At 38.6% G+C, this 25,932-nt stretch carries 31 protein-coding genes; 11 read left to right on the forward strand and 20 right to left on the reverse strand.

Annotation, left to right across the window (positions count from 1 at the left end):
- Position 1 precedes the first annotated feature (1 nt).
- From H9L23_RS10660 to H9L23_RS27075, 5 genes are all read left to right on the forward strand, one after another.
- A complete protein-coding gene (locus H9L23_RS10660; RefSeq protein WP_187594939.1) occupies positions 2–3,913 on the forward strand; it encodes a hypothetical protein in 3,912 nt (1,303 codons plus the stop codon).
- A 19-nt stretch (positions 3,914–3,932) separates the two neighbouring features.
- Positions 3,933–4,241, forward strand: a complete 309-nt coding sequence (locus H9L23_RS10665) for a hypothetical protein (RefSeq protein WP_187594940.1) — start codon at positions 3,933–3,935, stop codon at positions 4,239–4,241.
- A gap of 96 nt (positions 4,242–4,337) precedes the next feature.
- Positions 4,338–5,573 (forward strand): hypothetical protein, encoded by a 1,236-nt coding sequence (locus H9L23_RS10670; protein ID WP_187594941.1) that lies wholly within the window; start codon positions 4,338–4,340, stop codon positions 5,571–5,573.
- A 205-nt stretch (positions 5,574–5,778) separates the two neighbouring features.
- The gene (locus H9L23_RS10675; protein WP_246474911.1) at positions 5,779–6,585 is read left to right on the forward strand and encodes an endonuclease V; all 807 of its coding nucleotides are present in this window, start codon (positions 5,779–5,781) and stop codon (positions 6,583–6,585) included.
- A 63-nt stretch (positions 6,586–6,648) separates the two neighbouring features.
- The gene (locus tag H9L23_RS27075; protein WP_394355258.1) at positions 6,649–6,804 is read left to right on the forward strand and encodes a PLDc N-terminal domain-containing protein; all 156 of its coding nucleotides are present in this window, start codon (positions 6,649–6,651) and stop codon (positions 6,802–6,804) included.
- Positions 6,805–6,811: 7 nt separating this feature from the next.
- Here the strand turns inward: H9L23_RS27075 and H9L23_RS10685 are convergent, their stop codons facing one another.
- The 3 genes from H9L23_RS10685 to H9L23_RS10695 form a co-directional block, all read right to left on the reverse strand.
- Positions 6,812–7,156, reverse strand: a complete 345-nt coding sequence (locus H9L23_RS10685; RefSeq protein WP_187594943.1) for a hypothetical protein — start codon at positions 7,154–7,156, stop codon at positions 6,812–6,814.
- Entirely contained in the window at positions 7,157–8,050 is an 894-nt protein-coding gene (gene hemF / locus H9L23_RS10690) for an oxygen-dependent coproporphyrinogen oxidase (RefSeq protein ID WP_187595464.1), read from the reverse strand.
- A gap of 113 nt (positions 8,051–8,163) precedes the next feature.
- Positions 8,164–9,396 (reverse strand): MFS transporter, encoded by a 1,233-nt coding sequence (locus H9L23_RS10695; RefSeq protein ID WP_187594944.1) that lies wholly within the window; start codon positions 9,394–9,396, stop codon positions 8,164–8,166.
- 79 nt (positions 9,397–9,475) lie between these two features.
- On the opposite strand from H9L23_RS10695, the gene H9L23_RS10700 reads away from it, so the two are divergent.
- A complete protein-coding gene (locus H9L23_RS10700) occupies positions 9,476–9,796 on the forward strand; it encodes a hypothetical protein (RefSeq protein WP_187594945.1) in 321 nt (106 codons plus the stop codon).
- A 36-nt stretch (positions 9,797–9,832) separates the two neighbouring features.
- Here H9L23_RS10700 and H9L23_RS10705 read toward each other — a convergent pair whose 3' ends face one another.
- The gene (locus tag H9L23_RS10705; RefSeq protein ID WP_187594946.1) at positions 9,833–10,141 is read right to left on the reverse strand and encodes a phosphoribosylpyrophosphate synthetase; all 309 of its coding nucleotides are present in this window, start codon (positions 10,139–10,141) and stop codon (positions 9,833–9,835) included.
- 79 nt (positions 10,142–10,220) lie between these two features.
- On the opposite strand from H9L23_RS10705, the gene H9L23_RS10710 reads away from it, so the two are divergent.
- The 3 genes from H9L23_RS10710 (at position 10,221) to H9L23_RS10720 (ending at position 12,989) form a co-directional block, all read left to right on the forward strand.
- Positions 10,221–10,706: a DUF4442 domain-containing protein gene (locus H9L23_RS10710; RefSeq protein ID WP_187594947.1), complete on the forward strand. Its 486-nt coding sequence runs from the start codon at positions 10,221–10,223 to the stop codon at positions 10,704–10,706.
- A gap of 10 nt (positions 10,707–10,716) precedes the next feature.
- Positions 10,717–11,346, forward strand: coding sequence for an AlbA family DNA-binding domain-containing protein (locus H9L23_RS10715; RefSeq protein WP_187594948.1), 630 nt, complete (start codon positions 10,717–10,719; stop codon positions 11,344–11,346).
- 272 nt (positions 11,347–11,618) lie between these two features.
- Positions 11,619–12,989, forward strand: coding sequence for an MATE family efflux transporter (locus tag H9L23_RS10720; RefSeq protein ID WP_187594949.1), 1,371 nt, complete (start codon positions 11,619–11,621; stop codon positions 12,987–12,989).
- Here H9L23_RS10720 and H9L23_RS10725 read toward each other — a convergent pair.
- The 9 genes from H9L23_RS10725 to H9L23_RS10765 all read right to left on the reverse strand — a co-directional run bounded on the left by H9L23_RS10725 (position 12,979) and on the right by H9L23_RS10765 (position 19,927).
- A complete protein-coding gene (locus tag H9L23_RS10725) occupies positions 12,979–13,587 on the reverse strand; it encodes a hypothetical protein (protein WP_187594950.1) in 609 nt (202 codons plus the stop codon). The two genes, H9L23_RS10720 and H9L23_RS10725, sit on opposite strands and share 11 nt — an antisense overlap.
- A gap of 70 nt (positions 13,588–13,657) precedes the next feature.
- A complete protein-coding gene (locus H9L23_RS10730) occupies positions 13,658–14,392 on the reverse strand; it encodes a hypothetical protein (protein WP_187594951.1) in 735 nt (244 codons plus the stop codon).
- A 38-nt stretch (positions 14,393–14,430) separates the two neighbouring features.
- A complete protein-coding gene (locus tag H9L23_RS10735) occupies positions 14,431–15,114 on the reverse strand; it encodes a pseudouridine synthase (protein WP_187594952.1) in 684 nt (227 codons plus the stop codon).
- 42 nt (positions 15,115–15,156) lie between these two features.
- Positions 15,157–16,059, reverse strand: coding sequence for a histone deacetylase family protein (locus H9L23_RS10740; RefSeq protein ID WP_187594953.1), 903 nt, complete (start codon positions 16,057–16,059; stop codon positions 15,157–15,159).
- Positions 16,059–16,919, reverse strand: a complete 861-nt coding sequence (locus tag H9L23_RS10745; protein WP_187594954.1) for a bestrophin family protein — start codon at positions 16,917–16,919, stop codon at positions 16,059–16,061. Before H9L23_RS10745 ends, H9L23_RS10740 begins: the two co-directional genes overlap by 1 nt.
- A 6-nt stretch (positions 16,920–16,925) precedes the next feature.
- Positions 16,926–18,221 (reverse strand): kynureninase, encoded by a 1,296-nt coding sequence (gene kynU, locus H9L23_RS10750; protein ID WP_187594955.1) that lies wholly within the window; start codon positions 18,219–18,221, stop codon positions 16,926–16,928.
- 64 nt (positions 18,222–18,285) lie between these two features.
- Positions 18,286–18,774, reverse strand: a complete 489-nt coding sequence (locus H9L23_RS10755) for a pyridoxamine 5'-phosphate oxidase family protein (protein ID WP_025146202.1) — start codon at positions 18,772–18,774, stop codon at positions 18,286–18,288.
- A 54-nt stretch (positions 18,775–18,828) separates the two neighbouring features.
- Positions 18,829–19,434: a DNA-3-methyladenine glycosylase gene (locus H9L23_RS10760; RefSeq protein WP_187594956.1), complete on the reverse strand. Its 606-nt coding sequence runs from the start codon at positions 19,432–19,434 to the stop codon at positions 18,829–18,831.
- A 13-nt stretch (positions 19,435–19,447) separates the two neighbouring features.
- Positions 19,448–19,927: a GAF domain-containing protein gene (locus tag H9L23_RS10765; protein ID WP_187594957.1), complete on the reverse strand. Its 480-nt coding sequence runs from the start codon at positions 19,925–19,927 to the stop codon at positions 19,448–19,450.
- Positions 19,928–20,056: 129 nt separating this feature from the next.
- Between H9L23_RS10765 and H9L23_RS10770 the strand changes: the two genes are divergently transcribed.
- Positions 20,057–20,749: a DUF3291 domain-containing protein gene (locus H9L23_RS10770; protein ID WP_187594958.1), complete on the forward strand. Its 693-nt coding sequence runs from the start codon at positions 20,057–20,059 to the stop codon at positions 20,747–20,749.
- A gap of 20 nt (positions 20,750–20,769) precedes the next feature.
- On the forward strand, positions 20,770–21,021 hold the full coding sequence (locus tag H9L23_RS10775) for a hypothetical protein (RefSeq protein ID WP_187594959.1): 252 nt from the start codon (positions 20,770–20,772) through the stop codon (positions 21,019–21,021).
- A gap of 429 nt (positions 21,022–21,450) precedes the next feature.
- On the opposite strand, the gene H9L23_RS10780 is transcribed toward H9L23_RS10775, so the two are convergent.
- The 7 genes from H9L23_RS10780 to H9L23_RS10805 form a co-directional block, all read right to left on the reverse strand.
- Positions 21,451–21,783: a Dabb family protein gene (locus tag H9L23_RS10780; protein ID WP_187594960.1), complete on the reverse strand. Its 333-nt coding sequence runs from the start codon at positions 21,781–21,783 to the stop codon at positions 21,451–21,453.
- 94 nt (positions 21,784–21,877) lie between these two features.
- A complete protein-coding gene (locus H9L23_RS10785) occupies positions 21,878–22,387 on the reverse strand; it encodes a YMGG-like glycine zipper-containing protein (RefSeq protein ID WP_187594961.1) in 510 nt (169 codons plus the stop codon).
- Positions 22,388–22,518: 131 nt separating this feature from the next.
- The gene (locus tag H9L23_RS10790) at positions 22,519–23,244 is read right to left on the reverse strand and encodes a Dph6-related ATP pyrophosphatase (RefSeq protein ID WP_187594962.1); all 726 of its coding nucleotides are present in this window, start codon (positions 23,242–23,244) and stop codon (positions 22,519–22,521) included.
- The gene (locus H9L23_RS10795) at positions 23,234–23,782 is read right to left on the reverse strand and encodes an SIR2 family NAD-dependent protein deacylase (protein WP_317175299.1); all 549 of its coding nucleotides are present in this window, start codon (positions 23,780–23,782) and stop codon (positions 23,234–23,236) included. The genes H9L23_RS10790 and H9L23_RS10795 overlap by 11 nt, the downstream gene beginning before the upstream one ends.
- Positions 23,740–23,925 carry a Sir2 family NAD-dependent protein deacetylase gene (locus tag H9L23_RS26965; protein WP_317175294.1) on the reverse strand — a complete coding sequence of 62 codons (186 nt, stop codon included), beginning with the start codon at positions 23,923–23,925 and terminating at the stop codon, positions 23,740–23,742. Before H9L23_RS26965 ends, H9L23_RS10795 begins: the two co-directional genes overlap by 43 nt.
- Complete coding sequence (locus H9L23_RS10800) at positions 23,925–24,515, reverse strand: hypothetical protein (protein ID WP_187594963.1); 591 nt, start codon at positions 24,513–24,515, stop codon at positions 23,925–23,927. The genes H9L23_RS26965 and H9L23_RS10800 overlap by 1 nt, the downstream gene beginning before the upstream one ends.
- On the reverse strand, positions 24,516–25,448 hold the full coding sequence (locus H9L23_RS10805) for an ABC transporter substrate-binding protein (RefSeq protein WP_187594964.1): 933 nt from the start codon (positions 25,446–25,448) through the stop codon (positions 24,516–24,518).
- Positions 25,449–25,932 lie beyond the last annotated feature (484 nt).

Here is a 25,932-nt window from a genome sequence, read left to right on the forward strand (position 1 = left end):
GATGAAAAACAATTCCCATGTACCTCAGGATGCTGCCAAATATCTTGAACAGATTGCAGCAAAACGGATAGGTGGAGCAATAAATCTCCGCGGGATACATTTCCAGGTGCTGTATTCGGCCTACACCATCTTGAGTCATCTGACGTGCTCCAAGACCATGTCATCAATACGGCTCGAAGGTATTGAGGATATCGATGTGAACGGAACCAAGCTCAGCATCGATGAAAACATCTACATTCAGCTTAAAACATCCCAAAACAAGCTAAATGCTTCGTCCTTTTGGGAAATGGGTGTTTTGCAGAACTTTCTCGAAGTATTTATTGCAGACCCCAGCAGTCGTTTCAAACTTGTCCATAATATGGGCATTGCACAGGGGCATCTCGCTGCATTGGCAGACCATCGTCTTGATGAAACAACTTTCCGTTATTGGGAAGACAGGTTAAAATCTATCAATAACTATGGATCATACTCCTCCAGCGACTTTCTTAATGCAATTACCTTTGAACGAAAAGATATAGAAGGATTATACAAAGATATCTCATCGCTTTTACTAGGTACTTGGAAAATCAACAAAGGCACAGAAGCTATTTTTCTCCGGACACTGTTCTATCACATTTTCGATTGGTCCATCGATAGGAAGGTAATCATAAATGAAGATTTGTCTGTACTTTTTACGGAAATTACAGACAGCTTTTCAAAAGCACCAAGCAATCTGGCGATAAAGCACGAATGGATTTCCCTGATTGACTATAGTCTTAACAAAACCGCAAACCTGGAGGGCTATTTTGACGGTAAAGCCTGTAGGCCTGCCCACATTGCCAATAACTTACCTGCAAGGAGGAAGAAATGGGAAAAACTGGTTTGGGAGAGCCTAAAAGCAAACGACATTACTGTTATTCGTTCCTCGAGCGGACAGGGTAAATCTACAATTGCCTGGCAGGTCGGATTCAATTCTCGTGAGGAATATACCATATACCAGCTAAACACCTGCAGGAATATGGAAGAGGTCAATTCACTTACCGAATTTATCGCTTCAAGGGTATGTTTAGGAACAATACCGCTGATCATATTGGATGGTTTGAATATACAGACAAAAGAATGGGGCACCTTAGCGGAAAGAACAGCCGGACTCCCAGTAAAATTTATGGTTACCAGCAGGTATGAAGACTGGCAACGCTATGGAGCAGACGTCTCTAGGTTGGGTATCCAGATCATTGATATTTTTCTTACCCAAAGTGAAGCACATGACATATTTCTACAATTGAAGGCCAGGGGAAAGATTAATCCGAGCGTAATTTCCTGGGAACCAGCCTGGGAAAGCGTACATCGCGACGGGCTTTTGATCGAATATACAGTGTTGCTTACCAGTGGACAAATGATTGAGGATAGGCTACGCTATCAACTCAATACGATCTCCTTAGATAACTCTGCCGCTGCAAAACTGGAAATTCTCCGGCTGGTTGCCTTGTCCGATCTGTTGCAGTTATCAATCAGGACCGAAAGCCTTCTTGATTATATCAAAAAGGAAATTGGTTTTGATACGGACCGGGAAATCGTGCTTAATTTTCTGGAAAATGAATATTTCATCAGTTTTTCTTCGCAGTATATTGTGGGCCTTCATCCTGTCCGCTCCAAATATCTGAACGAACTGCTCAACCGGCATAGCGGTACGCTCCCGAGCCTAATCAGGCTTTATGATATCCTCCAGAAGAACCAGCATCACGAATTCTTTGCGAATACGCAACTCTTGCTTACCGAGGATGAAAAGAATGATTTCTATACTTCATTTGCGCAAAAACTGGCTGATGGCAACTGGTCAGAAATGGTAACTGCAATGGATGGAATTATTCACGGCGAGCCGCAACGTTACTGGCTAGATAATATGGAGGTTTTTGATGGAGCACTAAAAGCGGGCGGAATCGAAATATTTATTATTGAAAGTACACCTTTTTCTAAAGTCAATGTTATCGAAGACCTTGCCGATTCTCTAAGCGAAGATATGGCTCCTGCATTCAAGGCCTTTGCGGAGCGTAGAAAAAAACTTGGTGGTTTCAGTATCAAGGATACCGACGTTTACCATTTTGCCCAGCAGCTTGGAAAGTCGCTCCATAAGCGAAAAAAAATACCGGATTCGGTCAAAGGAATCGAGTTTCTTGTGCGCTGGTTTGATCTATTGGAAGTTGACTTTGATTTCGAGTGGTCTTACGATAACCTGGAGCTACTGGCCTATCTGGAACAAAATGATCTTGAGGATTCCAAAGACCTGTTTGCATTCCTGCAGCTCCGCATGCCGGATGCTTACAAAAAATTTGTTTCCGAGCATAGGGGAACTATCATGAGCCTGTTAAAGGTCAAAACAGATAGTATCCGAATTTATGAAAATGGCAATAACCTGCACATTAATTATATACTATCCCATGAGGATGTTGGTGAGGCCAACAACCTGAGCGTTAAGCGGATTACCGACATTTCACAAATTCTGCCAGGATATGAATGTTATTGTACCGATGTAGAAATACTGCCCTACCCGAATCTTGAAATTGTCAAGTATTCGAGGGATAACGCCCATAAGACAATGCCTCCACAAAACATTGGTAATGCTTTCGATGTCCATCTCAACAAAATATGGATTTCGGTAATATCCTCCAATTATCAGGCATCTTCTGCTTTTGAATGGCAGGCCCAGTTATTGGAATTGCGTAAGACGAATCTTGATTTTGTTATGGACACCAACAAGTATATCGATCTGATATTTGAAGGCAAAGGGGAAAAGGCAATGGCTCATGGCAAGAAAATTGACCTGGCAACAAAAGACTTGTCCAACCGCTATGCAACCAGGGAAAAATATCCAAATTTCAATCGATCCGTAGGTCAACTTGCTAAATTCACTACAGAACAGCGCATTATCGACAAATGGTTTTCACCTATGAGCAATGTCTGGGTTCAGATTCCGAATCTTTTCCTTTCCGATGATGCACACAAGAAAAAACTTGTCCTGATTAATTTTAAGGAGGTATTTTTGGATCTAAAGAAAATGCAGGCAGCTTTTGCAACAATCGAAGAGGGCTCACATGTTTACTTTGAAACTTCAGAACTGATTTCAAAAGAACTTGAGGCATATCAGAGGCTTTACCATGGAATAGTTTATGTACTGGAACATCCGCTGCATCTGCAGAAACCCGTTGCAGTAGGCAGAAAAGCTATTGCAGCATGGTGGGAGGAAAGCCAGAGTCTTATAATGGGCAGTTTTAGGCGTTTATTTACGGAGATCGAAAAAACGGGTAAATTTAAATTCTATCTGCCTAGCAGTTTCAGGGAAACCCATACCCTAACCTATGTCACTTTTGGTGTAGAAGGCGGTGATCTCAGTGACCCTGAAAATATCAGGTTGTTACTGATGTATATTAGCCCGTTGAGCCATTTTCCTGCTGATTTCTTTACGATTGTAAATGTCGTAAATGGAACTGCAAAAGGGGCTTTCCGAGTACAAAAAGAAATGCTAATCGAGCTCGATAAAATCATGGATGAAAAAGAAGGCGATATTTCAAATTACATGCCACTCCCAGTCGCAGTTGAAGAGCAGACGATTGAGTTACTACCGGGTGTCTCCCTCCCACTTATCGATCAGAACGCCATAATTGAATTGATAGCGATGTCTATTTCTGACCTCTGGAAGTTAAATACCTACAGAAAAAGCCTGGATATCTCATATCAGGCTGAAGAGAAGTGGTTAGCAAAGCTTGAGAAAAACATAGGCAGGTCTTTGCATACAAAGTTGGCGAAATTTTCTCATCCACGCTACCGGGATTTTATTTCATGGATTAATATTGGCCTGCAGGATAAATCCATTTATCATGAACAGGACTATGCAGAAAAGATTATTGAGATGGCGAAAGACCATGTAGAAAAATGAGTTAATAAATGCATCATAAATGGAAGATATAGACTATTATAAAGAGTTATTAGATGGTGATTTAGTCACTGGAGATGGGTCGCTAGCATTCGTGTTTCAATTCACCCGTCAAATGGGTGGAATTGTCATGGTAAGGGACAATGTAAATGACGACGTCAAAAACGCTACGTTCGGCTTGAAAGATCAGGATGGTAAATGTTTTTTAAGGATTATTGCTAAAGATTTTTTAATTGTTTATCACACGGGCTCGACAACGGAGATAGATATGGAGATACACGCGGTAATAGAACTTATTACAAATGGACTGTTCTCTCTAACAGAACATTAATTATTTCTGCAATACTGGCCATCGAGCTAATTGGTATCCATTCTCGCTAAAAGTCCATATATTTAAGAACCGGCTAAATCAAAAAAACACTAAACAATGGACGGACAGGAACTAAAGATATTATTTAACCACGATAAAGCATATTTGACACCAGACCGTCCAATGACCTTTGAACAGATCGGACTACCTGAGATCGCCAAGAAAGGTTTTAAATCCCCGGCATACTGGACGTTCATAGTGAAAAGATATTTTGAGCACGAGCGTAAAATATTCTGTGAGGTATTATCCTATCATACCGGGGAAACGGAATTTGAAAGTAACCAGAAAGAAATTTCTGGCATCCTCAATACCTTGAAAACAGTAACATTCAAAAGTATTGATACCGGAGGACTTCTAGAAACCTTGTCAGGTGGAAGGCAAAGTTCGTTTTATCATCCTAGGTATATTCCAACAAACAGGGTAACACATTATCCCGGAGTAGAACTATTTGTACGGCCACACCAAAAACGGACTTTTACGGAAACTTTTTTTATTGCGCTAAAAAATGTACATTTCATTTCCGGCGGTGTATCATTTAATCTCACCATTCAAGGACAAAACAAGCCCTCCCAGTTCACCATTTTAAATGAGGATATCAGGGAAGAATTTGACGCGATAAAGAACTATTTTGCAAATGTCCTCAAAACAAAAAAAATCCAAGTCACTGCCACGGCAGAACTATCTGACAACGAGATCATATCCAAATTTGCCACATCACCAGAAATAGACAAGATCAACAGGGAATTGATCGAAAATGTAAAATTTGATTTCCTCAGGGCAGCTAAGAAAAAAACAGCCATAAACGTTGACAAGAATCTGTTTACGATGGAGGAATATTTCGATGCTTTTACCGACAATAAACTAAAACCAGGTACCTTTTATATCAATGACAATAATTTCCTGGAAGACCTTTTAAATGTCTCTGCTACCAAGCACTACAAACATTTGAGGTATTTATCTAGTAAACACGCCACTGAGGTGATGAAGCTCCGGTTTACCCAGAACCCTTTTTCATTCTTCTTTTTGATTCAAGGCGAAATGAACTACCATATTGTTTGGGAAACGCTTAACACGGCAGAAGCAACCTATATCTGGAGCATTGAAAAAGCCCCTGATGTTTTAAAATCAACATTAAAACAAATGGAGGATATAATCAACCTCATCAAATCTAAAGGTAGGACAGCATACCTAATCATAGAAGAAGATTCATTCAGCCGGGTCTATCATGATTATACTGAACCAGCGGATGGTTTCGTAAAATGGAAGAGTGAGATTGAAAGGATACTAACATAAAAACACATAACCCTTTAAATTTTAAAATCGTGAAAAAGCCTGCAATAAAATATAGATGACAGAAAGCAGGAACTTATTAAGATTGTTTTCCAATTACAAGTAGAGTCGAACTTATAAACTTAAATCCCCTATCATCAATTGTTTTATTAACATTTCAAATTATCAATTCATCACATTTTGTTTTAGACACTTTTTATATAAACTGATGATTAAAATAGCCTTAAATGCTTTGGATATGGAAGAAAATATATTTAGACCTATCACTTTTCGTTTTAGACAGTTGTCACAATTTGTTTCGCACACTACAAACATGTACGACCACTACAGCTTTGAAGATGCTGCTGCTTATCAGATTGAACTTGCCAAACAATTAAAGTTTCAGCCTCTGAATAAAATTGAAACGATTGCAGGCGCTGATATATCTTTCAATAAAAACAGCTCAACCATGTATGCCGGAATTGTTATACTCACGTATCCGGGTATGGTTTTGAAATCCTTCGCTTTAGAAACCTATGAAACCAATTTCCCTTACAAGCCAGGTTTCCTCGGCTTTAAAGAAGTTCCTGCATTGTTAAAGGTATGGGAGCTGATCAGGGATAAACCAGATGTTGTGGTGCTGGATGGCAACGGAATTTTGCATCCACGCCGAATGGGTGTTGCTTCGCATTTTGGAATTCTGGCAAATCAACCTACAATTGGCTGTGCCAAGAGTCTTTTACATGGAAAAAATCATATTCCGGAGAATATAAAGTCGATGACTTCAGAAATTAAAAATAACGCTAATGAACTGCTCGGCTTTGCGCTCAGAACAAAAATAAACTGCGCGCCGGTGTATGTATCTGCAGGTAATTTAATTACTGCAGATCAGAGTCTTAAAATACTTAAAAATTGCATAGGTAATTACCGCATTCCTGAACCAACCCGTATGGTGCACAACATTGTCAACGATTTCAGGATTGGCAAATTAAAAGCTGGTTTTCACGAGGTATCAACACCATTAACTTTGTTTTAGAATTTGCTATATTTACGTATGAACGCATATTTAACAATCCTCGCTATTATCGTAATGCTCATCATGTTGGTAAACATTTATGTCATATTAGAGATCTCAAAATTTCCGTATAGTAAAAGAAGGCAAAAATGGATGTGGACAAATGTGGTGTTGTTTTTGCCATTTTTTGGTTCTTTGATTTACTTTTTGATTGGAAAAAAAATTCTAGGAGAAAATTAAATCCAATTTAGTTCAAACTGCAATAATCCAAATTACCGTCCCAAATTTCTTTTTCGTTTGTTAAAATTTCTAAAAAATCTATTTTACCATTTGTAATATCCAGGCAATACGTTAATTCTTTTTTCAGCCTCGGATTAGTTAGCTTGGGTTCAGCACTAAGTAAACCATTTGCAAATTCTTCTTCTTCAAAGTCTTTTAGGTACCCAAAATTTATATACAAACCTGTACCTGTTAGCCTCGTAGTTTCAATTCTTATAAATTCTAAATGCGCATGCAAATAATTAAATTTATCTGAATTATCATTAATTATCGTTTTAAGCAACAATAGCTCGAATTCGCTTAATTCAGTCATTTAAACCCAGTTAATTCCTTTTTTAAGTAGTTGCACCGTCTTATATTCTTCTGAATTAACTTCAGGTTGCACATTATAACCCCAGTTCGCCTGAGGTGGCAAACTCATCAAAATAGATTCAATTCGTCCGTTGGTTTCCAGTCCGAATTTTGTGCCCGAATCGTAAACCAGGTTAAACTCTACATAACGACTACGGCGTTGGTATTGCCATTCTTTGTGTGCTTCGGTAAATTCTTTATCGCGGTTTCGATCAATCAATTCAGTATAAATCGGTAAAAATGTTTCGCCAACATTCGCAGAGAAATCTAAAATCTGCTCCCACGATAAATTGGTATTCTCAGGCTTTAATCTGTCATAAAAAATACCACCAATGCCACGGGTTTCTTCACGGTGTTTAATGAAAAAATAATCATCGGCGTGAGTTTTAAATTTCGGGTAAAAATCAGTACTGAAATCATCACAGGCCTGTTTTAATTTATGGTGAAAAAAACGGGCATCGTTTTCGAACACATAATGCGGCGTTAAATCGATACCACCACCAAACCAGCGGGTTTCTTCATTTAATTCGAAATAACGGATATTCATGTGGATGATTGGCACCAAAGGATGATTTGGATGGATCACAATAGAAACGCCGGTTGCGAAAAAATCATCTTCGGTAACGTTAAAAGCTTTTTTTACAGCTTCGGGCAATTTGCCATGTACTGCAGAAAAATTAACCCCACCTTTTTCAATAACCGCACCATTTTGCATAATCCGGGTACGGCCGCCTCCCCCACCGCTTCTCTCCCAAAGTTCCTCTTCAAATTTTCCTTTGCCATCGGCAATTTCCAATCCACGGCAAATTTCATCCTGAATTTGCTTATATCGCTCTGCTACTTCTTCTTTAAACATGACGGCCTTTTCTATTTCCATACAAATTTAAGCCTATTAAAGCAGCTATATTGATTTATGTTTAGATAGTACATTTTATTGACATTGCTGTTAGTCCGGAGTCTAATCAAACGCTAATTTTCTAAATAATTAAGGTCCTTGTTAAAGCTTTCTTTTAAATAAACCACCGAAACCATCGCAATTATCGTTACAATCCCCATTACGATAAATCCGGCCGAAACTATATTGTAACGGTGAACAAAAAACTCGAAAACTAAGGTTATAGGAATTAAAGCACCACGGACAAAATTTGGCGCTGTTGTAGTTACAGTAGACCTGATATTTGTACCGAATTGTTCGGCGGCGATGGTTACAAATGTTGCCCAATAGCCAACTGCAAAACCCATAAATAAACAGATCAGAATAAAACTGCTTTCGGTTAAGCCTGTACTGGTTAAATACACAATTACTGTAATTACCGAAAGACTTTGAAAAATAAGAACTGTTTTTCTGCGGGACTTTAATACCTGCGCCAAAAAGCCGCAAACTACATCGCCAATGGCGATACCAAAATAGGTATACATAATGCCCGTACCCGCGTTAAGCAGTTCCTTTGCACCAAGTGCTTTTCCAATCTCTGGCGATTGGGTAACCAAAATCCCTACAATGAACCAAAGCGGAAGCCCTAAACAGATACAAGCCAGATATTTTAAAAATCGCTTTCTATTCGAAAAAAGCATAAAGAAATTGCCTTTCGAAACTTCAGAGCTTTGTTCAGCATGTTTGAACATTCCCGATTCGAAAGTACCAACACGTAAAAGTAACAGCAACAGTCCCATTCCGCCACCCACAAAATAAGAAGTTTGCCAGGTAAAATGTTTTCCAATCGTAGCTGCAGCCGCTGCACCCAATAATCCGATACCCGCCACAACCATGGTTCCGTATCCACGTTTTTCTTTATCCATGGTTTCGGTAACCAAAGTAATTCCGGCTCCAAGTTCTCCAGCCAGGCCAATGCCCGCTATAAACCTGATAATGGCATAAGTGTGCACATCAGTTGCAAAACCATTGGCTATATTGGCCAACGAATACATTAAGATAGAGCCAAACAACACTTTAATCCGACCAAATTTATCGCCTATAATGCCCCAAAGCAATCCTCCAAGCAACAAACCGAACATCTGCATATTAATTACATACTCCCCTTCGGTACGCATGTGTTCAGCAGAAACACCTATATCAGTAAAGCTTTTAAGACGTACAACGGAGAATAAAACAAGATCGTAAATGTCAACGAAATAGCCCAGAGCGGCTACAATAACTAAGAAAATTACATTACGGCTGTTGGTTTTTGCTTGATGATCCATTTAATTATTTGGTTTAAACGCTGAAAGTACGCAATAACACAAATATTTAAAATAGATTTTTAAAAATAAAAGCCACTCTGTGTCAGAGTGGCTTTTAAGATCCTACATAGGAGGATTCTTTTTTGTGGTGTCAGGTGGCATTTTTGTTGTCGTGTCTGGCATCTTTTTAGATGTTGTATCCATTGGTGCCGTAGTTGTCGAATCCATCTTAGTACTGTCTGAAGAACCAGCCATATTTTTTGACGAATTGCATGCTGATGTGGCTATCATAAGAGAACCTGCAAAAGCAAGACTTAAAATCATTTTTTTCATAGTTTTTATTGTTATCTATCATCCTAACAACCTTATCATCATTTGGTTTTATTTTTTTTCTTCAAACCGGTTGTTTTTTAATGAATAACTTTGAATATTAAGCCATTACAAAAAAGAATAATCACTATTCGTGATGGATTTTTAATTTATTCAAGAGCTCTGGCGATACATTTTCGGCATATACACCATAGCCATCCACCAAAACCCCTTTTAAATTTCCAACATTTGATGAGATGGCATATACAACGGCGCTATCGGCAGGATCGGTCATCCCTTCAAAACGGTAAACTTCCTCAATTTCAAATTCTTCAGGCATCAGGAACAGATCAATTGATTTGCACTCCAAACCATCAGGTGTTAAATTGAAATCCAAATTGTAACCGCGACTATCTAAATCTGTTAAAGCGCCGCTAATCGTATCGTAAACATGCATAACCTAAATTACGGAAATATTACTAAAACAACATCGACAAAACTTTAAAAGGTGATAAAACTTTCTGATATTAGTAAATATGATTATTTCTCAAAACACCCTGAAATGGGTAATGCGCTTTTACCCGCCTTTGTTTTTTCAGCGCATTTGGGTTCAGAAATTTGAAAATGAATTTAGAAGCTGTACGGTCAAACTAAGTAAGAGTTTCCTGAATAAAAATTATAATGGCTCTATTTTTGGAGGAACTATTTATGCCGCAACCGATCCTTTTTATGCCTTATTGTTTGATCAATTGATGCAAAGGCGCGGATTTAAAGTGCGTGTTTGGCTAAAAAGTGCCTCTATACAATATTTAAAACCAGGCCGCTCTACCTTATATTTTACCATAACGGTAACTGACGAAATGCTGAATGAGGCTGAGCATGCTTTAAAAACCGTTGGGAAATTTGTAAAAGCCTATCCAATGGAAATTACCAACAAAAATGGAGAGTTGTGTGCTACCGTGATGAATGAAGTATATATCCGAAACCTGCACCAGGGCGAAACGCCGAGGGTTGCTTACTAATTTTTAGATTATGCCGAGTATTAAGAGTTTAATTTTGCAGGGCGAGGGTGTGATGCTCGATTTTAAGAAAACCATTACCAGTACCGAAAAAATTGCCAAAAGTTTAGTTGCTTTTGCCAATAATAAAGGTGGTAAGTTATTGATAGGCGTAGCCGATGATGGCTCGATTAAAGGCGTAAAATCGGAAGAAGAAGAAAAATACATGATTTTAACTTCTGCACACCAGTTTTGTAAACCTGCTATCGAACCACATTTTGAAGAAATTTATGTCGATGATAAACTGGTTTTAGTAGTAAATATTCCTGAAAGCGATACCAAACCCCATTACGCACTTGATGACCAGAAAAAATGGTGGGCCTACATCCGCATTGATGATAAATGTGTGCTCGCCAGCCGCATCATTGTTGAAGTATTGAAACAGGAATATAAAAGCAATGGTGTGCTTATCTCCTATTCTGAAAACGAAAAAAAGCTGCTCGAATACCTGGAGCAGAATGATAAAATAACCCTGAAAGAATTTAGCAAGCTGCTGCGAAGTTCTTATCGGAAAGCCCAAAAGGTTTTGGTTAATTTAATTTTAACCAATGTGATTAAATCGCATACTACCGAAAAGGAAGAGTATTTTACAGCGGTGAGGTAGTTAAAATATGACTATAATAGCGCTCCATTAAAGCAGTCGTCATTCCCGCGCAGGCGGGAATCTTAATCTTTAGGCTTATTGCATTAAAATTCCCAATCAACCCGATAGCTATCGGATGAAGTGCAATCCGGGAAGTTCGGGAGAAAGATTTAATTCTGTAGATTTCTCGGCTCCGTTGCACTACGCTCGAAATGACGATAACTCGGGGAATTGTACATTAACTTTTCTACATCTCTATTTTTTGAGCTTTAAAAACGCGACCTTTGCAGACTATGTTTTCTAAAATTTACACCAGGTATAAACCATACTACAAAGAAAATCTTCATTTGGCACTGCCGATTGTAGGCTCTCAGGTAGGTCATACATTGGTGCACATGACCGATAGTATTATTGTTGGTCATTTTACCGATACCATTCAATTAGCGGCTGTTTCGCTGGTTAACAGCATATTTATGCTCATTTTAGTGATCGGTTTGGGCATTTCTTATGGTTTAACCCCATTGATTGCCCAGGAAAACGGTCGTCAGAATTATGATGAATGCGGAAAACTCTTATCAAACAGTTTAATCATCAATATCTGTGTTGGGATATTATTATACATATTGGTGCAATTGGGAATATTTTTCGTAATCGATCACCTCGAGCAAACTCCGGAAGTGGTGCGTTATGCAAAACCTTACCTCAACCTTTTATCAGTATCCATTATCCCATTATTGGTTTTTCAAACTTTTAAACAATTTGCAGAAGGTCTTGGGTTTACCAAACAAGCCATGTTCGTTTCTATCTGGGGAAATGCCCTGAACATTATTTTAGGGATTATTTTTGTTAAAGGCATATTCGGCTTTAAATCAATGGGTGTTAGCGGCGTTGGTTTAAGCACTTTGATCGACAGGATCCTGATGGCGACTGTAATGTCTTTTTATGTGTTGCGTTCACAACACTTTAAAAAGTATCTGATCAGTTTCAAGGCTACATTTTTCGACAAATTAAGGGCCATTAAAATTGCGAAGATCGGAATGCCGGTTGCCATGCAATATTCTTTCGAGATCAGCGCTTTTAGCGGTGCTGCTGTATTAATCGGCACCATTGGTGCAGTAGAACAGGCCGCGCATCAGATTGCAATCAGTTTGGCTGCCATGACCTACATGATTGCCAGTGGTGTAGCTTCTGCAGCAACAATTAAAACCGGAAACAACTTTGGTAAGAATAATTTCGACGATTTACGAAAATCAGCAATTGCGAGTTACCATGTTATTTTACTCTTTATGTCGTTTACAGCCATTATTTTCGTACTGGCCAACAACATCATGCCTTTTATTTATACCGAAGATGCAGCAGTAATCCCTATTGCCGCACAACTATTAATTATTGCAGGCTTTTTCCAATTGTTCGATGGTACACAAGTGGTGGGTTTAGGTGTATTGCGTGGCATTGGTGATGTAAACATTCCAACTTTTATCACATTTTTAGCCTATTGGGTAGTTGGAATCCCAGTGGGATATTTATTGGGATTTTATTTTGGTCTGGGTGTTAATGGAATCTGGTATGGATTAACCCTCGGTTTGTTAACAGCCTCTATCTTATTGTTTTTAAGGTTTCAGAATAAAACAAAGAAGTTAAACCGTGATTCTGCTATTGTTTAACAGGATTGCGTTTATTGTAGAGCATAATCGTATTTCTAATCACTTCTACACTAAATTCCTCCTTTGCCAAAAAGAAATCCAATAAATCTTTATCATCGCCGATTAAGGTATTAAACGCTTCCTTCCTTTGTTTAGCTGAAGTTTTATTGAATATTGTATTTGTTTTGATAGTGTACAAGCTATCTGTATTTATTTTTTTTGCGTACAGATCAAAACTCCCTACAGTGGCCGCCCCATAACTAGAACCAGGCATGCCGGAAATAGAGAAACCAGCTGTTTTATAAGTTTGAGCTAATTGGTAAAGGTCAATTCTTCCTTGTTCTAAGGCTGCTAAAAACTTTTTTTTATCTTCTCCTGGCAATTTTTTAGCAATAAAAACAGATTTATCTTTTTTTAGAAAATATGCGCTGATACTATCCGCAATAACTGGCCTCATTATTCCTCCAGCAATCGGGTTAAACATCAGCATGCCTTTTTTTCCTCTTTGAAAATTACAATGAATTGTATCTCCTGTATTCAATACCACATAATCAGACTGGGCCATCGCAATTTGCGATAGAAACAAAATTGGCAGAATTGCCCTTAAGAATTTAAGCATAGATCTTTATTGTTGAAGGCTTTGTTGCAAAATAAAATTTATCCTTCGTATAAAGAAAATTAGTCAGAAATTATTTCCCGCCAACATTTACCACTACACCAACAGTAAAGATAGAGTTGCCCGCAGACATGTATTTGCGGCTCTTTAAGCCAATATTACTACTGGTGGTATATTGTAGCTGGAAAGTTTTGCTAAGCGCCATACGTGTAAAAAACACAGGCTCAAAGAAAATATTATCTTCTTTAGGCTGTACTACACCATTTAAAAAGAACCGGTCCATTTTTACATGACTGATTCGCAATGCAGTACCATAATTGATCGGGAAATCAGTTCCAAATAAACGCAGGTTATTTTTCTTTTTAGAACTGTAGTTTACCTGTAAAAATGTTTTTCGGTAATCTACATCCTGAACCTCATTACTGATCAGCACGTCATTTTTGAAATCGCGGAAAGTAATATCACTCCAACCCTTACCTACGCCAGCATAAATTTCTATAATCCGGTTATTATCAGGTCCGAAAGTATCAAAGTAACCACCACCGATCTCAATTAATTTATGCCCAAAATCTTTTGTTTTTCTTTCGCTGTTCATTCTGGAACCACTAAACAATAAACCAACATGGTCTGAAACGGCGTAAGCACCATTCACACTGGCATTACCTTTTAATGAAATGTGAGCGCCTCCGCTAAATTCGCCCTGTTTACTTAACATTGGCGTATTTGGAACGTTTGGCATATAAACAGAAGAACAACTGGCTGCAAAAAGCGCTAAAACTGGGAGTGTAAATCGTAGGTATTTAATCATAGATGCTATATAAACAGATTTTAATGACAAAAATTGTGTTAGTGCTTCATTTTCATGAAATCCATTACCCTTTTAAATTCGTCGTGTAAACCGGCTTTTAAATGTATTTTTTCTTGAGTAACAGGGTGAATAAATTCCAGTTCAGAAGCGTGCAGCAACATGGTCGTCATCTCCCATTGCTCTTTGAAAAATTTATTCTGTTTGTTGCAACCGTGCGTGCGATCTCCAATAATCGGATGAAGAATATGACTGAAATGACGCCTCAATTGGTGCATTCTTCCGGTTTTAGGAGTAGCTTCTACCAATGAGTACCGGGAAGTTGGATGTTTACCAAAAGCTACTTCTACCTCTGCTTTTTGAAGCGTTCTGAATGAGGTAAAGGCATCCTGCATGGTTCCGTTTTCTTTTGCAAGGGGATAATCAATATCCATCACATCAGGTGTAAAACCTCGTAATATCGCTAAATATTTCTTATCAGTTTCTGCATTCATAAACTGCTGATGCATAGCAATTTCAGAAGGTTTATCAAAAGCAAACAATAAGATACCGCTGGTTTTGCGATCTAACCTATGTACCGGACTAACATGTTTGCCCACCTGATCCCTCAGCATCTGTAGAGCAAATTCGGTCGCATCTCTGGCAATTGAAGATTGATGAACCAAAAGGCCGTGTGGCTTGTTAATTGCAATTAAATTCTCGTCCTGGTAAATAATCTCCAACATATTGCCGCGAAGATAAGGATATTATGTTTTTTGAGGGACGGCTTATGCAAATAAATCAAAAGCCAATCGATAAGTATTGCAATGTGCATCAACAATGTCCTTAATATCCGTCGAATAGCCCCCGCCCATACTGACCTGTAAAGGCAGGTTTTTATCTTTACAGGCCTGCAGCACCATTCTATCGCGTTCTTTACAAGCGGCCTTGCTCAATGCCAGTTTACCCAGTTTATCCGTTGAAAGCACATCTACGCCCGAAAGGTAAAACACAAAATCAGGTTTAGCACTTTCGAATGCCATTTTGAGATTACCATTTAATATTGATAAATAGGCTTCATCCTGTACGCCATCATCAAGTGGCACATCCAGACTCGAAATTTCTTTTCTGAAAGGGAAATTTTTATCGCCGTGCATCGAAAAAGTAAATACCCTGGGTTCATGCTGAAAGATTTCTGCCGTACCATTCCCCTGATGTACATCTAAATCAATAATTAAGATACGTTTAGCTAAATTATTATTTAATAAATAGTTAGCTGCAATAGCCTGATCATTCAACATACAAAACCCTTCACCCCAATTGCTGCCTGCATGATGCGTTCCTCCGGCCACATTAAATGCAATTCCATTATCCATGGCGAAATAAGCGCCATCAATTGTGCCTTGTGCAATCCTCAGTTCTCGCTCTACAAGCTGTGCATCCAAAGGGAAGCCAATACGCCGCTGATCTTTGCCAGAAAGCGTTAAATCCCTTAACTGCTCCCAATAAGCTTTTTGGTGCGTTAACAGGACAATTTTTTCACTCAGTGGCTCGGGACTAAATAAGTTATCCTGCTCAATGGTTCCTTCGTGCAAAAGCTGTTCGGGAATCAGCTCATATTTCAACATAGGAAACCGGTGTCCCTCTGGTAAAGGATGTGCGTAAATCGGGTGCCAGGCAATTTTGATCATTAACCTAAAATCTCCCCCACATGTTTTTCAATATTGGTGCAGATCTGATCTACCGGAAGATCATTTGCATCATAACCAAATGGATTCTCTATTTCTTCAGCTATCAGCTCCAAACTCGCTAATACATAGAGGATAAAGGGTACGATCGGCACCACAAAATAACCTAAACTGAACACCCAGCCAAAAGGCAAAGTGACTACATAAATGAAGATAAATTTTTTGATAAAAGCGCTATAAGAAAATGGAATCGGTGTATTTTTAATTCTTTCGCAGGCACCGCAGATATCGGTAAACTGATTAAAATCGCCAGATAACACAATAAACTGTTCCTGCGAAATCAAACCCTTTTCCAGTAAACCGTAAAACCTCTTGATTAAACTGCCAGCAATCTGGTTTGGGATATGTTTACCCTCTTCAACCTCAATCAAAAGACTATTTTTACCGAAATATAATTTTTCGCGCAAGTGCTCCTTCAAGCCAAAAGCATATTTAGGAATGCCATATTCGAAAAAACGCACATCCTCCTCGGGAAGTTTAAGTGCTTTAATTTTCATGGCCAGGTTACGGCTCACATTGGTTAATGATCCGAGCAGTTTTCTGCCTTCCCACCACCTGTCGTATGCCGTATTCGTTCTGAAAACTAACAACAAGGATAAAACGAAACCCAGTAAGCTGTGCATCATGCCTACATTCGTTACATAACTACTTTTAGAAAGCTGAAAAAAATTCAGTTCGGCAAAAGCAACTAAACCTGAGAAAATAGCTATTGAAAGCATTAAAGGCCACAATTTTCTAAAAGTATCGCTTTTATGGATATGAAAAATGAAGGTACTCCAGTTTTTAGGGTTGTAGTTGATCATTTCTTATTACCGGCTAATTAAAATATCTCTACTCACTTTTAATAACACCTGTCCGGCCAGGTAAACATCCTCATAAGAATTATAGAGCGGCACGGCACTTAAACGGATTACATCAGGTTCGCGCCAGTCGCCGAGTACATGATTAGCCATTAAACCATCAAAAATCTGCTTACCATTGCGCTCGGCAATGATGGATAACTGAGCGCCTCTATCATCAGGGTTTTTGGGTGTTATAATTTTAAATTGCTCAAAACCTAAATCCTTATTTACTTCATTTACAATAAATTCAAGGTACTGAGTTAAAGTAATACTTTTCTTTCTTAGAGGTTCAATAAAACCTGCCTGCTCAAAAATCTGAAGAGATGCGTGAAACAAAGCCATTGGCATTACCTGCGTACAGCTTATCTGCCACCCATCAGCTCCTGCTTCAGGAACAAAACCTTTTTCCATTTTAAAGCGCTTACTTTCCTGATAACCCCACCAGCCTGCAAAACGGTTTAAACTGGTATTGTTAAAATGTTTCTCATGTACGAAAATCCCGCTAATGCCTCCAGGGCCTGAATTTTGGTATTTATAAGAACACCAGCAAGCAAAATCTACCTCCCAATCATGAAGTTTAACCGGAACATTCCCCGCTGCATGCGCCAGATCCCAGCCTACAATGGCTCCTATTTCATGACCGGCTTTGGTAATGGTTTCCATATCGTACCATTGCCCGGTATAATAATTAATTCCACCGAACATTACCAATGCAATTTGATCAGCATTTTCTTTGATCTGAGCAACGATATCCTCTGTCCGAAGCACTTCTTTACCTTCACGGGGAAAAACCTCTATAATCGCTTCTTTTGGATCAAAGCCATGAAACCTCACCTGACTTTCTATCGCATACTGATCAGATGGAAATGCACCACCCTCCATAATGATTTTAAAACGCTTGCCTTTGGGTTGGTAAAAACTCACCATAAGCAGGTGCAGGTTAACGGTGAGGGTATTCATGGGGCAAACTTCAGCCGGTGACGCACCAACAATTGGCGCCATTAATTTTTTGAGTTCTTTATGATAGAACATCCAGGGTTCATTACCATCAAACCAGCCTTCAACAGCATAGTTGGCCCAGTTATCCAATTGACGTTTTAACACCTCAGACGCCACTTTAGGTTGAAGCCCTAAAGAATTACCACACAGGTAAATAAAATCTTTCCCGTTATGGTTTGGAAATAAAAATTGAGACCTAAACTGATGAAGCTGATCAGCATCATCTTGTGTTTTGGCAAATGAAAGGGAGTTTTCGAAATTCATTGCCCCAATATTACAAAAAAAGCAGGCATTGTTTCCAATCCTGCTTTCTCATTATTTTATTTTGTTAAAATTTTATGGTGTCGTGCTTACCTAAATCCGGCGTATCACCAGTTACTACCGCTTTTAACATGCTGAACAGCACCACGATTTTTGAAGATGATGCATCCCAGTATTCAGCTTCTTCTGGTGTAACTTTGATCAGAATTAATCTCGGATCTTCAATACCATCAGGAAACCAGGCTTTAACAAAGGGCGAGAAATAAGCTTCTTTGCGCACTTTGTCATCCACAAGCTCTGCTTTACCTTTAACCGTTAAATAAGTATTTTTAGAAGGATCGCTATAAGCCAGCAGCACATTATTTTCTTTTGAAATCTCTTTTGATTTAGGCGAATACTCATTGGTGTAAAACCACAAACTGCCATCATCTTCTATTTTTGCAGTCCCCATTGGTCTGCTTCCAAATTCGTCTCCCGAAGAAAATGTAGTAAACATACAAGTTCTTACACTTTCTGCCATTTCTTTAAGGATTGCTATATTTTTCTCGTTTTTCATGATTTTTAGTATTATGAAAGAAAAACAGGAAGCAGCCTAAAAGGTTTGCATGAATTAAATCTTATTTGGTTTACTTACATATTTATTACCTTTTACGAAGAACCGCCAGGGCAGCAAGGCATGCTCTTTTGCATAGGCAATACCCACACGGGGTGTAGCAGCAATATCATTTTCATTATATTTTATACCATGATCTTCGATCCAGATATCATCACCAGAAAGATTTTTTGCATTAAAGGTTTTGTTGATCCCCAATGCTTTTGCCGCAGATCCGGGTCCAGCCGAAATAGCCCCTTTTGTATGAGGCATGTTTCTCCGTTCTTCCATAATCTCAATACCCACCAAAGGCTCGATTCCCCTAATCAAAACTGCATGCGGATCATTTTCTGTTGAAGTAACTACATTAAAAAGATGATGCATGCCATAACAGAGGTAAACATAAGCAATGCCACCAGCGCCATACATGGTTTCTGTGCGATTAGTTCGGCGACCGCCATAAGCATGAGACGCTTTATCTTTTACCCCGAAATAGGCTTCTGTTTCTACAATGATACCAGCAGTGATTTCATCGCCGATTTTAGTGTACAAAACCTTACCTAGCAAATCTTTGGCCAGACCAACTACATCTTCATTCAGGTAATATCCAGGGTCTAATTTCAATATTTTATATGAATTATCTGTTTAATAAAATAGTGATAACCTGCTCTAAATAAAACTCATCTGTTTCATCAAATTTATTCAGCACCTCACTATCTACATCAAGTACTCCAATTACCTCACCAGCAACAATTAAAGGAAGAACGATCTCAGACTTCGAAGCTGATGCACAGGCTATATGCCCCGGAAACTCATCCACATCAGGAACGATGATGGTTTGAGCTTCAGCCCAGGAAGCACCACAAACCCCTTTCCCTTTTTTAATTCTTGTACAGGCCACCGGACCCTGAAAAGGACCAAGGACAAGCTCATCCTGTTTAACCAGATAGAAACCTACCCAAAACCAACCAAACTGCTCTTTAAGTGCTGCAGCAACGTTTGCCAGGTTAGCGATAAAATCTGTTTCGCCATACAACAAAGCTTCAATCTGAGGAATAATGGATTGATATTGTTCTTTTTTCGAAGTATCCCTGGTAATAACTAAATCTTCTGCCATTTTATTTTTTGTGTAATTCAAAGTTAATCATGATTTGTGAGATGTACAGATACTTTGGTTTTAATGACGAAAATTTGAACGATAAGCTATCTTTAAATTCCTTAGTTTTGACAAATCAACTACTAATTTATGATTGTAGCATTAACCATTACGAAATTCCGTGGCTTTACCATCCCTTTTGCCTTTATCGGGATGGCAATTCTCCGGATCCCATTATGGCTAAACAAAAGCTGCAGGTTTTGGAAACTGATGGGCAGCGGCCGGGATGCACAGGTAGACCTTGCCCCTGATTATAAACACTGGGCCATATTGACTACCTGGGATAACCGGGAAGATTATGACACCTTCTATCATGAATCATTCGCAATGAAATGGTTTAATATCTTTGGCATTGAAAGTTTTACGATCTTACTTAAGCCTTTATCCAGCCATGGCTTATGGTCAGCAAAAGAACCATTTAAGGTGCAAAAAACAGATCAAAACCATAGCGGTAAAATTGCCGTGATTACCAGGGCAGCCATCAGGTTTAAAAAGTTAAAAGAGTTTAGGCACAATGTAAAAAGGGCAGCGGATGCTATGAGGAGTGCTCCTGGTTTTATCCTTTCAGCTGGCATTGGCGAAAATCCATTTTTTGATCAGGCCACTTTTTCGATATGGGAAGATGCGGAAAGCATGAAAGCTTATGCTTATCAATCACACGATCATTCAGATGTGATCAAACTTACCAGAGAACGCCAATGGTATAAAGAAGAGCTGTTTGCCCGTTTCGGAATTATCGATAGCTGGGGCTCATTAAATGGCGTTGAAATCAATATAATATAATTAAAATTTAAAATTAAAACATGAGAGTAGTAGCGGAGCTTCCACACCCGGAATGTAAGATTACCATTTTTTCAATGAATCAGAAATTTATCATCAAGTTTGAACAGGGTACTTTTGAGCAAAGTTATAAATTGGCTGAGCTTGACCTGAGTGGAGGAGGCGTAAATGATGTGTTCGAAATTTTAGATGAAGAATTTATCCAGACTGTCATCTCTAAGTTTAAAATTATGCGTACTGACTTTACAGCAGCGTATAACAGACATCAATATTAGAAATAATCAACTTAATATACTGATTTACAGTACATTAAAAACGTATTCAAAATTATATTCTGAATTTACAGGTTTTTTTGACGTTAAATCAACCCTAAATTGGTACCTATCATTAAGGTAAATAAAGATAAGTAATTGATATATTGATATTTAAATTACTTCACAAAATATAATTTCGGCACTTAATTTAGCCAAATAAATGGGAGGTTTAGTAATTTTAGGGTGAAGATGGAGATTTAGGATGTTGAATCCTGTAGTAAGGCCGTCATCCGATAGCTATCGGATCCCACGCATGCGGGAATCTTAAATGCTTGCATTGCGATTCCCAACCCGATAGCTATCGGGTTGGGAATAACGACTCCTCTCGGCTTGCAATCGCAATATATCATCAAAAACCTAGCCTGGTTATTCTAAATAACAAATTGAGCTTTAAACAGAAATTACCGTATCGTGCACCACTACCCTGTACCAGTTTTGAGAGAATTTTTCTACCGCGTCCAAATGTGTTTTATCTTCCTGGTAAGCGTTATGATCTGCAATGTTCGCAAAAGTAATGGTAAGCGAATAGGTAAATGAATTATCGGTAACAGGACGTACCGGTGTACTGGCAGCTAAACCATAATTTAAGGTTTTGATATATTTAATTAGCTTTAAACTTTCGAAAAAATTAGCAAAGTCTGCTATTTCAGCCTTAGTAAGTTGTGGCTTTAACCAAAACATTACAAAGTGTTGGATCTGGCCTTTATCTGCGGTTTCTGTCATGGGAACTTTTTTCGTAAATATATTAAACCTTTTTTATTGGGCATAAAAAAAGTCCCGATATAAACCGGGACTTTAATATTTTAATTAAAACTTATTAGTTTTTTGGTTGCACACGGCCAGATTTTCTGTCTTCGCCTCTACCGATTAAATAACCGCCACCAGCTCCAACTAATCCACCAATGATAGCACCTCTACCTTTTTTCTTATCGATTAAAGCACCACCAACGGCACCACCAACACCACCGATTACTGCACCTTTAGCGGCATCACTCCAGCCTTTTTTCTTAGCTGTTGGTTGCGTACCACCATAAGCAGCACTTGAACTACCACCAGAGCTTGCATACGATCTTGATGATCTAGACGACGCTGCTCCCGCCTTTCTGGCTGCTATTAATTCTGCCTGATGTTTAGCCTCTTTTTCCTGCTCCACTTTTGCAGCAGCAGCTTTATTAAAGCTGTCTAACCTCAAACTATCTTTTACAGCTTTAATAGCCAGTTGTTTTTCTGCCTGTTGTTGTTTTAATGCGGCTTCCTCTTTTGCTTTATTGTTACAAGCAAACAAAACAGATGAACTTAATGCGATTACTACCAATATCTTTTTCATAACATTTAATTTTTTCATGACGCTTGTTCAGCTACCTAACCTCGCTAAACAGGTTTCATTTGGGATGTGTGATTTAGTTAATTACATGTACTAAAGAAAAAATGATGCCAAAAAGTTTTGAAAATGAAAAATTATGGTAATAAATCGATATACCAGAAGCCTGAAAGTGCTGTAGATGAACATGGTGAATTATCATCCGGTGTTGTTTTGGCAGGTGCATTATAGGTGCGGAATACCTGCTCTCCGATGGTGAATGGTATTTTATTCTTGAAAATAGGACCTTCAAAAGCGAAAGTATGAAATTCTCCATTTTCACCACAGGGGTCGATATCTGCAGGAAGTTTGCTGATTAAATCTATACTGATTACTTTTCCACAAATGTTTTGGAGATTTTGTTGTACACAGACAATGATGGTTTTATAGCGCAGGTTTAAGAATTCTTTGATCAGATTCTTTGTATCTTTTTGCCATAAAGGAAAAATTGCCTGAAGACCTATCTCAGCCAGTTTATTTTCCCGGTACTGACGGAGGTCTTCCAAAAAAATATCACCAAAAATAGAATGAGTGATACCTTCTTCTTTAAATTTAGACAGATGCATTTTCATCGTACTATCGTAACTTTCCACATCTGGCATTTCACCCAGGCGGATTTGATACAATGGAATGCCAATGCTTTCTGCCTGTTTAATTAACAAAGCTTCTCTAACACCATGCATGGAAACGCGGTTATATTTTTCAGTAACCGTGGTAATGAGGTAACGGATTTCAATAGTAGGATCCTGTAAAGCATAATGAAGTGCCAAAGTACTGTCTTTACCGCCGCTCCAGTTAAAAATACAGATTTTTTTATCTGCCATTGGACAAGATTACTTTTAGTTCGGCTACGCCTTCAACGGCATTTTTCTCAATATTGATCACATTTTTATACCGTTTAACATCTGGTATGCGGGGATCGATGATGTATTTATCGACGACGGAGGGGACAAAATCGATTAAACCTGCAGCAGGGTAAACAGCTAACGAAGTCCCAATCAGCACAAATATATCGGCCTGTTTACAAATTAGTGCAGCCACCTCGATCATCGGCACGGCTTCGCCAAACCATACTACATGAGGCCTGAGCTGAGATCCCAATTCACATAAATCGCCCGTTTTTATTTCCGTACCTTCGATGGGATAGGTTAAATCAGGCCGTAAATCGGACTGCGATCTGGTAATTACGCCATGAAGATGGGTAACTTTCGTAGATCCTGCCCTTTCGTGCAGGTCGTCTATATTTTGGGTGATGATCTCCACGTCGAAATCTTTTTCGAGTTCAGCCAGTAATTGATGGGCCTGATTAGGCTGGGCAGCTAAAACCTGTTTTCTTCGCTCATTATAAAATTTTTGAACCAGTTCCGGATCTTTTTCCCAGGCTTCGGGGTAGCCACATCGTAAACATTGTAACCTTCCCATAATCCATCGGCATCCCTAAATGTTTTTAACCCACTTTCGGCACTGATCCCTGCCCCTGTTAATACAACCAGCTTTAATTTCATTATTTAATATTTTTAATTCCTGCAGATCTAAAAAGTTTGGCAAGAAGTTCGTATTTCCCAAAACAGGTATCGTATAAAGATGGTCCGTGTGTACCATTATATAAGTCATTTACCCATGTATAGTATCCTGTTTGAGAAAAACAAATATTTATTGCGGCAATTACATTATTATGCTCATCGAGATAAACAATTGCATTCTCTGGTGTTTTACATTCGAAAACCAAAATCTTTATCGGATTGCCTTTATATTTATAATTAAAAAGTGTTTTATTCAATGAATCAGTTTCCTGACTTGACAACAAGTGTTTTTCTTTTATAACTTCATCGTTCAACAACCCGTTTTTAAAATATGGTGTATGGTTAGATGTGTCAGTATTCTTAAAAGATATGTATAAAATTTTCCTCGCGAAATTATAAAAATCCGTTTTTCGAATACGTTTATAATCGGTTGCTTTTCCATCATGTGATTTCAACACACACTTACAAGCATCTATATATTCTGCTACTGCGGAATCTGTATATTTTCTATCCTGTGCGCGGCAAAACGAATAAAAGAAAATACAGGTGAGTATTAAAAAGAGGTATTTCATCTAATGAAGTTGATTTACAGTAGCAAAATTCAAAAACTTTTTAGATAAATTTTCGTCAGCTTTAAAAATTTCCGGATGGAACATGCAGGCTAAAGCTTCGATTCCTTCTACCAAAGTGCCAACACTTGGCTGAGTAAACATATCAAAATCGGCAATGTAAACCTGATTATTTTTTACGGCTTCTAAATTATCCCATCCAGGTTTAGCGGTTAAGAGTTCCATTTCTTCCAGGCTTCTTTTCTTATCGAAACCACATGGAGCAATCACCAGAACCTCGGGATTGTATTTCAAAATTTTATCCCATTGGGTAACAATAGAATCGCCGGCAGGATTGGAAAGCATATCTACCCCACCCGCAGCAGCAATTTGAAAAGGAATCCAATGACCACAGTTGTAAATCGGTTCGATCCATTCCATCAGCATCACCCGTTTTAAAGGTGCACGGTTTGCCCTGAGTTGATCTAAAATAGAATCAGTTTTCTTTTGTAAGCCTGCAAGATAGTTTAAGGCCACTTCTTCTTTGCCTAAAGCTTTTGCAATGGTAATGGCACATTCAAAAACATCCTGAAGGTTATTTGGTGATAGAGGAACAAGCGTAGGCTGCTTGCTAAGCTTCATTACGGCAGTTTCGGTGCAAACAGTATCGATGTTGCAAACCTCGCAGATATCTTGTGTAAAAACGATATCTGGTAAAATACTTTCTAAAAGCTCATCATCTACCCAGTACAAACTTTTGCCCTGTGCTTTTGAAGCTGAAAATATACGGTCGATTTCGATACTGGAATAATTTTTACCCTCCAATATGCAACGAACCACCTTTGGCTGATCGGCAGCTTCTTTTGGACATTCGAAGGTTACGCCATGCAGGTGTTCTTGCAGGCCCATATCGTAGATCATTTTGGTGGCAGCGGGTAAAAAGGAAACGACTTTCATTTGATAGAAGATGTAAAAGGTAATTAGCTATCGAAGATAAAAAATTTTTGTGCTAGTTGATACAAATATAAGAATTCGTCGTCCGCTCTCTGCCGCGGGGGCATGGTACTTTGGAGCGCCAAAGTACCCAAAGCGCTTTGTCAATCCGGCAATGAGCCTTTTGCGCTATCCAATGCTCATCAAAAAAACAGGGGCACTTCGTTTTGTGTTCAATATTTTCTTTAAAATTAAATTATCGCTTATGAACACAAAACCACTGCGTTTCAGGTTTGTTAGTGCTAATTTATCTGAACTGAAACTGTTTTTTTGATTTCCCCGGCTCTTGGGATTGACGGCGTTCTTCGGTAGAACCTAATGGTTTTTTTAAGGAGATTTAACATGATGCCGAAACTATTTCTATAGAATAAATCGATACAACATGACGAAAAACTCACAGTAAAAAAATCCCCTTCTGAATTAAATCAAAAGAGGATTTCTATGTTTA

It is taken from the genome of Pedobacter roseus (assembly GCF_014395225.1).
GTDB lineage: Bacteria > Bacteroidota > Bacteroidia > Sphingobacteriales > Sphingobacteriaceae > Pedobacter > Pedobacter roseus.

Excerpts from the sequence above, each read along its gene's own strand:
- H9L23_RS10660 (WP_187594939.1), top strand. The coding sequence starts at position 2 with ATGAAAAACAATTCCCATGTACCTCAGGATGCTGCCAAATATCTTGAA.
- H9L23_RS10665 (WP_187594940.1), top strand. The coding sequence starts at position 3,933 with ATGGAAGATATAGACTATTATAAAGAGTTATTAGATGGTGATTTAGTC.
- H9L23_RS10670 (WP_187594941.1), top strand. The coding sequence starts at position 4,338 with ATGGACGGACAGGAACTAAAGATATTATTTAACCACGATAAAGCATAT.
- H9L23_RS10675 (WP_246474911.1), top strand. The coding sequence starts at position 5,779 with ATGATTAAAATAGCCTTAAATGCTTTGGATATGGAAGAAAATATATTT.
- H9L23_RS27075 (WP_394355258.1), top strand. The coding sequence starts at position 6,649 with ATGTTGGTAAACATTTATGTCATATTAGAGATCTCAAAATTTCCGTAT.
- H9L23_RS10685 (WP_187594943.1), bottom strand. The coding sequence starts at position 7,156 with ATGACTGAATTAAGCGAATTCGAGCTATTGTTGCTTAAAACGATAATT.
- hemF (WP_187595464.1), bottom strand. The coding sequence starts at position 8,050 with ATGTTTAAAGAAGAAGTAGCAGAGCGATATAAGCAAATTCAGGATGAA.
- H9L23_RS10695 (WP_187594944.1), bottom strand. The coding sequence starts at position 9,396 with ATGGATCATCAAGCAAAAACCAACAGCCGTAATGTAATTTTCTTAGTT.
- H9L23_RS10705 (WP_187594946.1), bottom strand. The coding sequence starts at position 10,141 with ATGCATGTTTACGATACGATTAGCGGCGCTTTAACAGATTTAGATAGT.
- H9L23_RS10710 (WP_187594947.1), top strand. The coding sequence starts at position 10,221 with ATGATTATTTCTCAAAACACCCTGAAATGGGTAATGCGCTTTTACCCG.
- H9L23_RS10715 (WP_187594948.1), top strand. The coding sequence starts at position 10,717 with ATGCCGAGTATTAAGAGTTTAATTTTGCAGGGCGAGGGTGTGATGCTC.
- H9L23_RS10720 (WP_187594949.1), top strand. The coding sequence starts at position 11,619 with ATGTTTTCTAAAATTTACACCAGGTATAAACCATACTACAAAGAAAAT.
- H9L23_RS10725 (WP_187594950.1), bottom strand. The coding sequence starts at position 13,587 with ATGCTTAAATTCTTAAGGGCAATTCTGCCAATTTTGTTTCTATCGCAA.
- H9L23_RS10730 (WP_187594951.1), bottom strand. The coding sequence starts at position 14,392 with ATGATTAAATACCTACGATTTACACTCCCAGTTTTAGCGCTTTTTGCA.
- H9L23_RS10735 (WP_187594952.1), bottom strand. The coding sequence starts at position 15,114 with ATGTTGGAGATTATTTACCAGGACGAGAATTTAATTGCAATTAACAAG.
- H9L23_RS10740 (WP_187594953.1), bottom strand. The coding sequence starts at position 16,059 with ATGATCAAAATTGCCTGGCACCCGATTTACGCACATCCTTTACCAGAG.
- H9L23_RS10745 (WP_187594954.1), bottom strand. The coding sequence starts at position 16,919 with ATGATCAACTACAACCCTAAAAACTGGAGTACCTTCATTTTTCATATC.
- kynU (WP_187594955.1), bottom strand. The coding sequence starts at position 18,221 with ATGAATTTCGAAAACTCCCTTTCATTTGCCAAAACACAAGATGATGCT.
- H9L23_RS10755 (WP_025146202.1), bottom strand. The coding sequence starts at position 18,774 with ATGAAAAACGAGAAAAATATAGCAATCCTTAAAGAAATGGCAGAAAGT.
- H9L23_RS10765 (WP_187594957.1), bottom strand. The coding sequence starts at position 19,927 with ATGGCAGAAGATTTAGTTATTACCAGGGATACTTCGAAAAAAGAACAA.
- H9L23_RS10770 (WP_187594958.1), top strand. The coding sequence starts at position 20,057 with ATGATTGTAGCATTAACCATTACGAAATTCCGTGGCTTTACCATCCCT.
- H9L23_RS10775 (WP_187594959.1), top strand. The coding sequence starts at position 20,770 with ATGAGAGTAGTAGCGGAGCTTCCACACCCGGAATGTAAGATTACCATT.
- H9L23_RS10780 (WP_187594960.1), bottom strand. The coding sequence starts at position 21,783 with ATGACAGAAACCGCAGATAAAGGCCAGATCCAACACTTTGTAATGTTT.
- H9L23_RS10785 (WP_187594961.1), bottom strand. The coding sequence starts at position 22,387 with ATGAAAAAGATATTGGTAGTAATCGCATTAAGTTCATCTGTTTTGTTT.
- H9L23_RS10790 (WP_187594962.1), bottom strand. The coding sequence starts at position 23,244 with ATGGCAGATAAAAAAATCTGTATTTTTAACTGGAGCGGCGGTAAAGAC.
- H9L23_RS26965 (WP_317175294.1), bottom strand. The coding sequence starts at position 23,925 with ATGAAATTAAAGCTGGTTGTATTAACAGGGGCAGGGATCAGTGCCGAA.
- H9L23_RS10800 (WP_187594963.1), bottom strand. The coding sequence starts at position 24,515 with ATGAAATACCTCTTTTTAATACTCACCTGTATTTTCTTTTATTCGTTT.
- H9L23_RS10805 (WP_187594964.1), bottom strand. The coding sequence starts at position 25,448 with ATGAAAGTCGTTTCCTTTTTACCCGCTGCCACCAAAATGATCTACGAT.